This is a genomic window from Bradyrhizobium sp. UFLA06-24 (assembly GCF_054967145.1).
On sequence record NZ_JADFUE010000050.1, the window covers coordinates 15,011 to 26,443 of the forward strand.

The window sequence follows — 11,433 nt, forward strand, 5'->3', positions numbered from 1 at the left end:
GCAACCAAACGGCGGTTTCGGCGTTATCACACGTTTTGCGACGCACAATGCTGCGCCGCTTCATCGTATCGCACCTTCGCCAACGAGCGCGAACGCTCCCCACATCGCGGGGTAGGCATTGCGGGGCGACGATGCGTCATCAACATACGTTAACATCGCGCGCCGCAGGGCTTCGGCTCTGCCGATTTCTGGTTCGCTTTTGAGCAGATCGAAAGTCGACGTGGTCAAGCGCGTAGCAGCTTCCGAATCAACGGCCCAATGCGAGACCAGGAGCGCACGCGCGCCGGCATAGAAGAAGGCGCGGGCAAGTCCCGACAAGGCCTCGGCGCCGGGCTTGTCGCCGGCGATCGTGTTGCAAGCCGACAGCACGACCCAATCTGCATTGAGCTTGAGCTGCGCAACTTCGCTCGCGGTGAGCAAACCATCATCCAGTTCGGAAGGCTGTTCGGGAATGGAGAGCGCGAGCGACGGCTCGCCCACCCCCTTGATATCGCCGGCGACGAGGCCGTGCGTTGCAAAGTAGATGATGCTGTATTGAGCAAGGGCTGCACGCTTGAGCGTCGCTTCGCTGGCATCGCGGCCGAGATGGATGTCGGCATCTCCAGCACCGACGTCCTTCGCCACGGCATTCAGCTCGTCCGCGGTATCCGGGAGTTGCGGCAGCGCCTGCGCAAGCCGTGCGCGATCGACGCCCGCGCCGCGCCAGAAATCCGTATAGGCCGATGTCGCAATGTTTCGCGCGGCGACCTTGCCGCTCATAGCGCGACGATCAGCCGGGCCCTCCTGAGCGGGGTTGAACACGGGATCGCCAAAGCCGGTCATCGGCTTGACGCCCTCGTCCTTCCGCGCAAAGGCGCGCAGCGATTTCAGGCTGACCACCGACGGCAGCACGGAGACGGCCTGCCGCCGCGGCAGCCAGGCGGCGCTGCGATAGCCCTCGAGCGTATCGGGGATCGCAGCTTGCGGAGGCTCCGTGACGAGCAGATGAAACGGCAACGCCGTCAGCGCGCCCGACGGCACCGCGAGCAGGCTGCGCTTGTCCTTGACCGGCGCCTCGACCGGGCCGAGCAGCGCAACGTAGAGCTCGTTGGCGAGCGCGAGATCAAACAGACCTGATCTGCCGGAGCCCTCGCGCGCCTTGCCGACATCGAGACCTCGGCGAAACGAACTGACCTTCTGCGCCATCGCGTCCGCGCCAAGCGGGATCTCCTTCCAGTCGGCGCCGTCGCGCGTGATGGCGATGACATAGCTGCGCTTGTCGACGACCGAATAGAGCACCATGGCTTCGTCAGCCGACAGCAGCGACTGCACATCCTTCACCGCCAGCGGCAGCGGGTTGGAGAGCGAGGCGTAGTCGGGGAACTCGACCGCGAGCGTCTTCTGCAAGCTGGTGCGCTCGCTTGCAATCGCTGCGATCCGCGAGCGGCTGCGCTGCTCGGAGATGGCATCGCGTTGCGCTGGCGGTTTCGACACAGCCGTGATGATCGCATTGTCGAGCGCCTCGGATTCAGCCGCAATGTCCTGGTCCTTGCGCACCAACTCGGCGAGCCGGTCGCTGCCGGCCGCAAGCCGCACTGCGAGCTTGTTCACGGCCGTTGCGGCGGAGGATTGCGTGCCGCGCTGGATCGCCGCGAGCGCCTCGTCCAGAGCCTTGTCCCCAGGCAACAGGGATTGCTGGCGGGCGGCGAACAGGACCGGCAGCACGACACGCAATTGCGCGCGATCATTCGCCAGCGTCTTTTCCGCGAGCGGCAACGCGTCCGCGGTTCGCCCGGACACGTGGAGGAAATGAGCAAGATTACTGGTCGATGTCGTGACATCGGGATGATCCGGACCCAGCGCACGCTCGCGGATGGCAAGCGCGCGGCGATACAGCGGCTCGGCATCGGCATAGCGCTGCTGGTGCTCGTAGAGACCGGCGAGATTGTTGAGGGATCGCGCGACGTCGGGATGGTCCGGTCCTAACACCTTCTCGCGAATCGCGAGCGAGCGCTTGATCGGCGCTTCGGCATCAGCATCGCGGCCGAGATCGCGATCAAGCTGACCGAGATTGTTCAGGAGTGTCGCGACCGCGGGATGTTCGGGACCGCCGACCTTCTGAAAGATCGCTAGCGCGCGCTGAAACAGCGGCTCGGCCTCCGAAAAGTGCTCCTGCTTCACATAGAGTGTGGCCAGATTATTCAGGGACTGACCGACATCGGGATGCTCGCGCGGCAGCGCCTTTTCGCGAATCGCAAGCGCGCGCTTGAACAGCGGCTCGGCATCGCTGAAGCGGCCCTGCCGCTGATCGAGCGCAGCGAGATTGTTCAGTACCGGCGCGATCTCGACGCTGTCGAGGCCGATGCCCTTCTCCATCAGTGCGATCGCGCGCTTGTAAATCGGCTCGGCCTGATCGTCGTGTCCCTGGTCGGCTTGGATCTGGGCGAGGTTGTTGAGCGCCGCGGCAAGATCACGGTTGTTGCTGGTCTTCTCGAGCGAGGCCACCATGGCCTGCGCCAATGGGAGCGCTTCGGCATATTTCCCGGCCGTTCTAAGCGCATTGATCCGCGCGCTCTGCCCGGAGAGATCGCCCTTCTGGGCGAGACTTGGCGTGGCAGGCGACGCGGCGATCGCGAGCGCCAGGCTTGCAGCCAATGCCAAACGATGTGTCATGAACCCTCGCTGCTACCTCGGACCGATCACGATCTTGGGTCGCAGCGATGGAAGGCGACGTTCAATTTGTCGCAGTCAGTCAGGGCGTCGGGTCGATCGTGGCGCGCGCTTCGCCGGCCAGGCGGACCAGCATCTTGCGCAACGCCGCGCCATCAGTCACCCGCTCCGGAAAATCCAGCCGCAGTGCGGTCTGGCCATCCTGCATGTCGAGACCTTCCGGGTCGCAGCCGGTGCAGCGCCAGTCGCCCGCGGCCGCGCCGAGCAGTCCGGTTGCGTAAAGGCCCATGGCATCGCGATGATCGGCATTCATGTGCTCGACCGCGCCCTCCTCCGCCGCCAGCAGGTCCCCGGCCCCGGTGAGGTCAGTGAGGAACTGCTCCGGTTTGAGGTCGACGATTCGGCCGAAACCGGCGACCAGATGGGTTCCCGTGGGGCGGATCCGAAAAAACGAGAAATCCCCAAATGAGACAAAGGCTTCGGCCGAGGGATGGGCATTAAGATACCGCCGCTGCAGCAGCTCCTTCTCTTTATCGTCCTGCTCGGCCCGGCCCGACAGCATGATCCGGGCGCCCTCCAGCGGATCGCCGGCGGCGCGCTCGTCCAGCATCAGGGAAACCCTGTTATCGCTGAGGATGTTCCTGGTATGGACGGCCAACCGCGAGATCAGCAGGATCGGCGAGCCGTCAGGGTGGCTCGCCAGATTGACCAGGGAACAATAGGGGTCACCGCTGCCGGGCATGAGGGTTGCGAGTGCCCCCTGCCGTGACCGCCTCAGCAGCGACTTGGCGAGCTTTGCGGGGGTGAAATCGGGGGTCGGTTGCATCGGCTTTCTCGGCTCAGGTGGTTGCAAAGCGGGCCTTTTTTCGGGTAAACCCGAGCCCGGTTATGGGTCGATATGCGGCGAATCCGCCGTGTTTCGTGGAACTTGGTCACACTTCAGCCCAGCTTGCATTGCTCGGTGACAAGGTTCGAACGCCAAATTCGGCACCCATGTATGCGGCGCATCACTGGATTGCTCGCCGTTTAAGCCACGACCCAAACGGAAAGCAGAAAGCAGAGGCTCATGCCCACAATCGCTTTGGTCGACGACGACCGCAACATTCTCACATCCGTCTCGATCGCGCTGGAAGCCGAAGGCTACCGCATCATGACCTACACCGACGGCGCCTCCGCGCTTGACGGTTTTCGTACTACCCAGCCCGATCTTGCCATCCTCGACATCAAGATGCCGCGCATGGACGGCATGGAGACGCTGCGCCGGCTGCGCCAAAAGTCCGACCTGCCGGTCATCTTCCTGACCTCCAAGGACGAAGAGATCGACGAGCTGTTCGGTCTCAAGATGGGCGCGGATGATTTCATCCGCAAACCGTTCTCGCAGCGCCTCCTCGTCGAACGCGTCAAGGCGGTGCTGCGCCGCTCGGCGCCGAAGGATCCGACTGTCGCTCCGAAGGAGAACGACGCCAAGGCGCTCGACCGCGGCCTGCTGCGCATGGATCCGGAACGGCATACCTGCACCTGGAAGAACGAGCCGGTGACGCTGACGGTCACCGAATTCCTGATCCTTCAGGCGTTGGCGACCCGGCCCGGCGTGGTCAAGAGCCGCAACGCGCTGATGGACGCCGCCTATGACGACCAGGTCTATGTCGACGACCGCACCATCGACAGCCACATCAAGCGGCTGCGCAAGAAGTTCAAGGTGGTCGACAACGAGTTCGAAATGATCGAGACGCTCTACGGTGTCGGCTACCGCTTCAAGGAAGCCTGAGGCGCAACGCGCCTTCACAGCAGATGAGGGTTTGCGCCGGTTCTGATTCCATCAGAACCGGACATGCTCTGAAGCGCAGGCGTGCTTCAGTTTATTGTTGAGCATGATCTTTCGGAAAACCGCTGCACACTTTTCCGGATCATGCTCTAGGATACAGTGACCGTCGCACGAGCCGTCCTAACGCGGGCGTAAGCATTGCTTGACCGAACGCAGCCTGATCCGAGTTCGAACGCCGAGGAGACCGCATCCCACGGCGCCCTGGATCATGGGGAGAAGCCTGTTGCGAAGGGCTGGGGACCGCTGAACTGGCTCAAGCGCGCCGGGCAGTTCTTCTTCGCGCTGTCCTTCTCCAGCCTAACCCGCCGCATCGTCTCGCTCAACCTCGCCGGCCTTGTCGCCCTCGTTGCGAGCATCCTGTATCTGTCGCAGTTCCGCGCCGGCCTGATCGACGCGCGCGCGCAGAGCCTTTTGGTGCAGGCCGAGATCATCGCCGGCGCGATCGGCGCCTCGGCGACGGTCCAGACCAATGCGATCACCGTCGACCCCGAGAAGCTGCTCGACCTGAAGCTGGGCGAGAGCTACGGCGGAATGGATGATTCGCTGGATTTCCCGATCAATCCCGAGCGCGTTGCGCCGGTGTTGAGCACGCTGATCTCGCCGACCAAGACCCGCGCGCGGATTTTCGATCCCAACGGCAGCGTGCTGCTCGACAGCCGTGATCTCGACAGTGTTCGGGGCTTTCCGCTGCCGCCGCTGTCGGAAAAGCCGGGGCTGGCCGAACGCATCATGGTCCCGGTGCGGACCTGGCTCAATCGCGGCGATCTGCCGCTCTATCGCGAACTCGGCCGCGAGAACGGCAAGGGCTATGTCGAAGTAGCCGATGCGCTCCAGGGCCAGAAGCGCTCGATGGTGCGCGTCAATTCGCGCGGCGAGGTGATCGTCTCCGTCGCGGTTCCGGTGCAGCGGGCGCGCGCCATCCACGGTGCGCTGATGCTGTCGACCCAAGGCGACGAGATCGATCAGATGGTCACGGCCGAGCGCCTCGCGATTCTGAAAGTCGGCGGCGTCGCTGCCGCCGTCATGATCATGCTGTCGCTGCTGCTTGCGAGCACGATCGCAGGGCCCGTGCGCCGGCTTGCAGACAGCGCCGAACGTGTTCGCCGGCGCATCAAGAGCCGTGTCGAAATTCCGGACTTCACGCGTCGCCGCGACGAGATCGGCCATCTCTCGGGCGCGCTGCGTGACATGACCAGCGCGCTCTACAAGCGAATCGAAGCGATCGAGATGTTCGCCGCCGACGTCGCCCACGAACTGAAGAACCCGTTGACCTCGCTGCGCTCCGCGGTCGAGACGATGCCGCTGGCGCGCAACGAGAACAGCCGCGCGCGCCTGCTCGAAGTGATCGAGCATGACGTCAAGCGGCTCGACCGGCTGATCTCGGACATTTCGGATGCGAGCCGGCTCGACGCCGAATTGCAGCGGCAGGATGCGATCCCGGTCGATCTCAGGCGGCTCCTCGGCACGCTGGTTGCGGTCGCCAACGAAACGAAGCTCGGCCACGACGTCGCCGTCGAGGCGCGCTTCGAGGGCCGGAGCCCGACCGACACGTTCGCCGTCAGCGGCCATGATTCGCGGCTTGGGCAGGTGGTCTCCAACCTGCTCTCCAACGCGCAGTCGTTTTCGGAAGCCGGCAGCAAGGTGCGCCTCACCTGCCGCCGAGTCCGCGGCGAGATCGAGATCGTGGTCGACGATGACGGCCCCGGCATTCGCGACGACGCGCTGGAGCGCATCTTCGAGCGCTTCTACACCGACCGGCCGCATCAGGGCTTTGGCCAGAATTCCGGCCTCGGGCTCTCGATTTCGAAGCAGATCGTCGACGCTCATGGCGGACGCATCTGGGCCGAGAATCGCGCTGGCCCCGCAGACGAAGACGGCGCGCCGACGGTCGCTGGCGCGCGTTTCGTGGTGAGGCTGCCGGCGCTATGAGCGACGGCAGTTCGAAGGATGGCGGCCCGAGCGTGCACGCCTCCGCAGTCAAGGTCGGGCCCCTGGCGGTGCTGATCCGCGGGCCTTCGGGCTCCGGCAAGTCGCGCCTTGCCTTCGATTTGATCATGGCGGGCCGATCCGGCGTGATCGGAAGCGCCATCCTGGTCGGCGACGACCGTGTCCATCTGGCGACAGTCGGCGATGAAATTGTGGTTCGTCCCGTCCCGCGCCTGGCCGGGCTGATCGAGATTCGGGGGCTCGGAATCCGCCGCTGCGACTTTGTGGAGCATGCGACGGTCGGCCTGGTGGTTGATCTGGTTGCCGGCGACGCCGAACGCCTGCCGCCGCCGGAATCGCTGAAAACAGCCATTTTTGGTGTCGAAATACCGCGAATCCCTGTCAGCCGCGACTATTTACCGCTCCCGTTGGTTGTCGCCGCCTTGACCACTACCAAGAGTTAACCTCCCACTAACCCTTCCGCCGATTGTTTGAAGGGAAATGGTAACCATATGAACCCCACACTCGCGACCGAGTAGACCGGCGCAGCTCCCCTCATCCATCCGTCTAGATTCAGGGAGATACGCAACATCCCCTCTTGCGCGGGGGCTCTGGATGGTCAAAGTGGCGCGTTCGTGCGGTGCACCAAAAGCGCCCGCGGGAGTTTTCCGATGATTGGTCTAGTACTTGTGACCCACGGGCGCCTTGCCGACGAATTCAAGGCAGCGCTTGAACATGTCATGGGCCCACAAAAGCAAATCGAAGCGATAACGATCGGTGCCGAAGACGATTCCGATCTCTGCCGAAGCGACATCATCGAGGCGGTTAACCGCGTCGATTCCGGCGACGGCGTTGCGATCCTCACCGACATGTTCGGCGGCACGCCGTCCAACCTCGCAATTTCCTGCATGAGCCGACCCAAGGTCGAGGTGCTCGCGGGGATCAACCTGCCCATGCTGGTGAAGCTCGCCAAGGTGCGCGAGGAGCGTCCGCTGCCCGACGCGATCGCGATGGCGCAGGAGGCCGGCCGCAAATACGTCACCATCGCCAGCCGCGTGCTCGCCGGCAAATGAGCGACGACGCGCCACAAGCGGGGACTGGCGTGCCCGCGGGCGCGATCTCCAAGGAGCTCCTGATCATCAACAAGCGCGGCCTGCATGCGCGCGCCTCGGCGAAATTCGTCCAGGCGGTCGAGCGCTTCGAGGCGCAGGTGTGGGTGACGCGCGGCGGCGAAACCGTCGGCGGCACCTCGATCATGGGCCTGATGATGTTGGCTGCAGGACCCGGCACGACGATCACCGTCGCCGCCGCCGGCGCAGATGCGGAAGCCGCGCTCGCGGCGATCACCGAGCTCGTTGAAAGCAAATTCAACGAGGAAGGCGTTTAGGTCCCTCGGTCACTTCGCCGGCGGGGCGATGTAGATGTTCCACGTCATTGACGGGCCGGCCTTGCCGTGGGTGAAGCGGCGCGTCGTCATCACCATGCGCTCGGCGTTCGGCGCGATCTCCGACACCCATTTTTCGAACGCCGGCAATCGGCCGTCGGTCGGATCGAACACGCCGATGAAGCCGTACGTCTTGACGTCATCGAGTGACGTCAGCCCGGAGGACCAAGCTTCGTTCGGCGTGAACGCGGCCGGATGGTCGGGGCTGTAGAACACCATCGGCTGGATCGATTCCATGGTGCCGGCGACGATCGCCCAGCGCGAGGCGAAGCGCGTGTGCCAGGCCTGGGTCAGCTCGCGCGCCAGCTCCGAGCGCGCGCCATAGGTCGCGGTATTGCCGGTGTTCGCTGCCATCTCGCGCGCGGCGATCCAGGGTGAAGCCGCAAGCGTCGCGACGCTGAGCACGAACCAGATCGCGGTGATGTTGAACAACACCGCGCTCTGCACCCGCAACGCCGGGATCGCGACCAGCGCGAGCGGCACCAGGAAGAACAGCGAGATGCCCCAATCGGTTTTCATGTAGATGCTGAAGGCGAGCGCGCCGAGCGGCGGTCCGACTGCAACGATGAGCTGGACGATCCAGATGTTGCGCGCCTGCGAAACATCGATGCCCGGATTGACCCCACGTGCCCAGGCTCGCGTGACGATGCGCGAGGGGGCGCGCATGAGCAGCGTCAGCCACGGCGGCACCCACGCCATCGCGAGCGCGGCGAGCGCCACCGGCAGCGCGAGCAAAGCGGCATTGTGCAGCACATAGCCGAACACCAGCTGCCGCACCTCACTGGCATCCTCGAGGCTGTAGGTATCGCCGGCATAGGTCAGCGGCACGAAATGCGCGTCCGCAAGCCAGACGATGTGCGGAATCATCGCCAGCACCATCGTCGCGATCGCGACCCAGGGCGCCGGCGACAACAGGAATTTCGTCCGCTCAGGATGGATCAGCGCAGCAAGGCCGATGGCGCCGATCATCGTCAGCACCCAATACTTCGTCATCAGCGCCAGCGCGCCGGCAAGCCCGAGCCAGATGCCCGACTGCCAGCTCCGCTTCTCGAAGGCGTTGAGATAAGCGAGTACGACGAGCGGCAGCGTGACCAGCTGAAGCAGATCGGGGTTGTACTTGAAGCCCTTGAAATTGAAGATCGGGTAGAGCGCGACCATCACCACGACCAGGAACGCGCGCCGCGCATCCACCACGCGCATCGCCACCAGCCAGCAGATCACCATGCCGGTGCTGACCGTCGCCATCGCGAGCGCATAGGTCGCCCAGTCCGCCGCCGGGAAGACCCTGAACCACAGCCCCGCGATCCAGCCCGACAGTGGCGGATGCTTGCCGTAGCCCCACAGGAATTTCTGGCCCCAGCCGTAGGCTTCTGCGACGTCCATGTGAACGTCCTGCGCGGCCTTCAGATTGATCAGGATGAAGGTCCAGATCACCGCATGCAGGATGGCGAGCTGGATCACCAGCCAGAGCCGTGCCGAGGGGGCGGTCGCGTAGGCGACCAGCCAGGCCCGGAAGCGGTCGAAGCTCACCCGGGGTTTTACCCGCGTTCGGGCGGAAGAGATCGAGGTCGTTGACATCGGCGTTGCGTAGCGCGTTTTAGGGCCCGGTGGAATCAGCTTGGCGTGAAGAAAGGCCCTGAAATTACAGCAATATGGTTGCCGCACGGGGATGTGAGTGGTATCCCGCGCCCATGACGACCGTCCCCATTTCCAACATCCGCAATTTCTCCATCGTCGCCCATATCGACCATGGCAAATCGACGCTGGCCGACCGCCTGATCCAGATGACCGGCGGCCTCTCCGACCGCGAAATGGCGGGCAAGGAGCAGGTGCTCGATTCCATGGACATCGAGCGCGAGCGCGGCATCACCATCAAGGCGCAGACGGTGCGCCTGCAGTACCGCGCCAAGGACGGCAAGGATTACGTGTTCAACCTGATGGACACGCCGGGCCATGTCGACTTCGCCTACGAGGTCTCGCGGTCGCTGGCGGCGTGCGAAGGTTCCCTGCTCGTGGTCGACGCCAGCCAGGGCGTCGAGGCGCAGACGCTCGCCAACGTCTACCAGGCGCTCGACAACAACCACGAGATCGTCCCCGTCCTGAACAAGGTCGACCTGCCGGCCGCCGAGCCGGAGAAGGTCAAGCAACAGATCGAGGACGTCATCGGCATCGACGCCTCCGACGCGGTGATGATCTCGGCCAAGACCGGCCTCGGCATTCCCGACGTGCTGGAAGCCATCGTCACCCGCCTGCCGCCGCCGAAGGGCGATCGCGACGCGACCTTGAAGGCGCTGCTGGTCGACAGCTGGTACGACGTCTATCTCGGCGTCGTCGTGCTGGTGCGCATCGTCGACGGTACCATGAAGAAGGGCCAGCGCGTGCGCATGATGGGCACGGGCGCAGCCTATGACGTCGAGCGCGTCGGCTTCTTCACACCAAAGATGCAGCAGGTCGACGAGCTCGGCCCCGGCGAGATCGGCTTCATCACCGCCGCGATCAAGGAAGTCGCCGACACCCGCGTCGGTGACACCATCACCGACGACAGGAAGCCGGTGACGGAAATGCTGCCCGGCTTCAAGCCGGCGATCCCCGTGGTGTTCTGCGGCCTATTCCCTGTCGATGCCGACGATTTCGAAACGCTGCGCGCCGCGATGGGCAAGCTGCGGCTGAACGACGCCAGCTTCTCCTTCGAGATGGAAACCTCCGCCGCGCTCGGCTTCGGCTTCCGCTGCGGCTTCCTCGGCCTGCTCCACCTCGAGATCATCCAGGAGCGGCTGTCGCGCGAATTCGATCTCAACCTGATCGCGACGGCGCCGAGCGTCATCTACAAGATGAAGCTCACCGACGGCACCGAGCTCGAGATCCACAACCCGGTCGACATGCCCGACGTGGTGAAGATCGAGGAGATCCAGGAGCCCTGGATCGAGGCGACGATCCTCACGCCCGACGAATATCTCGGCAGCGTGCTGAAGCTGTGCCAGGACCGCCGCGGCTCGCAGAAGGAGCTGACCTACGTCGGCGCCCGCGCCATGGTGAAATACGACCTGCCGCTCAACGAAGTCGTGTTCGACTTCTACGATCGCCTCAAGTCGGTCTCCAAGGGCTACGCCTCGTTCGACTATCATCTCACCGACTACAAGCCGGCCGATCTCGTCAAGATGCAGATCCTGGTCAACGCCGAGCCGGTCGATGCGCTCTCGATGCTGGTCCACCGCACCCGCGCCGAAGGGCGCGGCCGCGCCATGGTCGAGAAGATGAAGGAGCTGATCCCGCCGCACATGTTCCAGATCCCGATCCAGGCGGCGATCGGCGGCAAGGTGATCGCGCGCGAGACCGTGCGCGCGCTGCGCAAGGACGTCACCGCGAAATGCTACGGCGGCGACATCACGCGCAAGCGCAAGCTTCTGGAGAAGCAGAAGGAAGGCAAGAAGAAGATGCGGCAGTTCGGCAAGGTCGACATCCCGCAGGAAGCCTTCATCGCCGCGCTGAAGGTGGATAGCTGAGGCCGGTCGAGGACCCGACTCGCCGCCCGACGACAAATGTCGAAAACAACCCCATGCACAGTAGCGACCCCTGGTCGGCAGCTGGT

8 protein-coding genes and 1 pseudogene are annotated in these 11,433 nt (G+C 64.3%); 6 read left to right on the forward strand and 3 right to left on the reverse strand.

Annotation, left to right across the window (positions count from 1 at the left end):
* Nucleotides 1–60 precede the first annotated feature (60 nt).
* Nucleotides 61–2,652 carry a CHAT domain-containing tetratricopeptide repeat protein gene (locus tag IF809_RS29075; protein ID WP_462839266.1) on the reverse strand — a complete coding sequence of 864 codons (2,592 nt, stop codon included), beginning with the start codon at nt 2,650–2,652 and terminating at the stop codon, nt 61–63.
* Between the two features lie 79 nt (nt 2,653–2,731).
* A complete protein-coding gene (locus IF809_RS29080; protein WP_462839267.1) occupies nt 2,732–3,475 on the reverse strand; it encodes a HugZ family pyridoxamine 5'-phosphate oxidase in 744 nt (247 codons plus the stop codon).
* A 240-nt stretch (nt 3,476–3,715) separates the two neighbouring features.
* On the opposite strand from IF809_RS29080, the gene IF809_RS29085 reads away from it, so the two are divergent.
* From IF809_RS29085 to IF809_RS29105, 5 genes and pseudogenes are all read left to right on the forward strand, one after another.
* A complete protein-coding gene (locus tag IF809_RS29085) occupies nt 3,716–4,417 on the forward strand; it encodes a response regulator transcription factor (RefSeq protein ID WP_008542552.1) in 702 nt (233 codons plus the stop codon).
* 195 nt (nt 4,418–4,612) lie between these two features.
* A complete protein-coding gene (locus IF809_RS29090; RefSeq protein WP_164938418.1) occupies nt 4,613–6,403 on the forward strand; it encodes a sensor histidine kinase in 1,791 nt (596 codons plus the stop codon).
* Nucleotides 6,400–6,861, forward strand: a pseudogene (locus IF809_RS29095) (HPr kinase/phosphorylase); the annotation flags it as partial. The gene IF809_RS29090 and the pseudogene IF809_RS29095, both read left to right, overlap by 4 nt.
* Nucleotides 6,862–7,071: 210 nt before the next feature.
* A complete protein-coding gene (locus IF809_RS29100; protein ID WP_007597752.1) occupies nt 7,072–7,473 on the forward strand; it encodes a PTS sugar transporter subunit IIA in 402 nt (133 codons plus the stop codon).
* Complete coding sequence (locus IF809_RS29105) at nt 7,470–7,787, forward strand: HPr family phosphocarrier protein (protein ID WP_128963773.1); 318 nt, start codon at nt 7,470–7,472, stop codon at nt 7,785–7,787. The genes IF809_RS29100 and IF809_RS29105 overlap by 4 nt, the downstream gene beginning before the upstream one ends.
* Nucleotides 7,788–7,796: 9 nt before the next feature.
* On the opposite strand, the gene IF809_RS29110 is transcribed toward IF809_RS29105, so the two are convergent.
* Complete coding sequence (locus tag IF809_RS29110) at nt 7,797–9,422, reverse strand: glycosyltransferase family 39 protein (protein ID WP_462839268.1); 1,626 nt, start codon at nt 9,420–9,422, stop codon at nt 7,797–7,799.
* A 113-nt stretch (nt 9,423–9,535) separates the two neighbouring features.
* Here IF809_RS29110 and lepA point away from each other — a divergent pair, with 113 nt between their 5' ends.
* Nucleotides 9,536–11,347, forward strand: a complete 1,812-nt coding sequence (lepA, locus tag IF809_RS29115; RefSeq protein WP_453981621.1) for a translation elongation factor 4 — start codon at nt 9,536–9,538, stop codon at nt 11,345–11,347.
* Nucleotides 11,348–11,433: the final 86 nt, after the last annotated feature.

Coding starts and splice junctions, on each gene's coding strand:
- IF809_RS29075 (WP_462839266.1), bottom strand. CDS start 2,652: ATGACACATCGTTTGGCATTGGCTGCAAGCCTGGCGCTCGCGATCGCC.
- IF809_RS29080 (WP_462839267.1), bottom strand. CDS start 3,475: ATGCAACCGACCCCCGATTTCACCCCCGCAAAGCTCGCCAAGTCGCTG.
- IF809_RS29085 (WP_008542552.1), top strand. CDS start 3,716: ATGCCCACAATCGCTTTGGTCGACGACGACCGCAACATTCTCACATCC.
- IF809_RS29100 (WP_007597752.1), top strand. CDS start 7,072: ATGATTGGTCTAGTACTTGTGACCCACGGGCGCCTTGCCGACGAATTC.
- IF809_RS29105 (WP_128963773.1), top strand. CDS start 7,470: ATGAGCGACGACGCGCCACAAGCGGGGACTGGCGTGCCCGCGGGCGCG.
- IF809_RS29110 (WP_462839268.1), bottom strand. CDS start 9,422: ATGTCAACGACCTCGATCTCTTCCGCCCGAACGCGGGTAAAACCCCGG.
- lepA (WP_453981621.1), top strand. CDS start 9,536: ATGACGACCGTCCCCATTTCCAACATCCGCAATTTCTCCATCGTCGCC.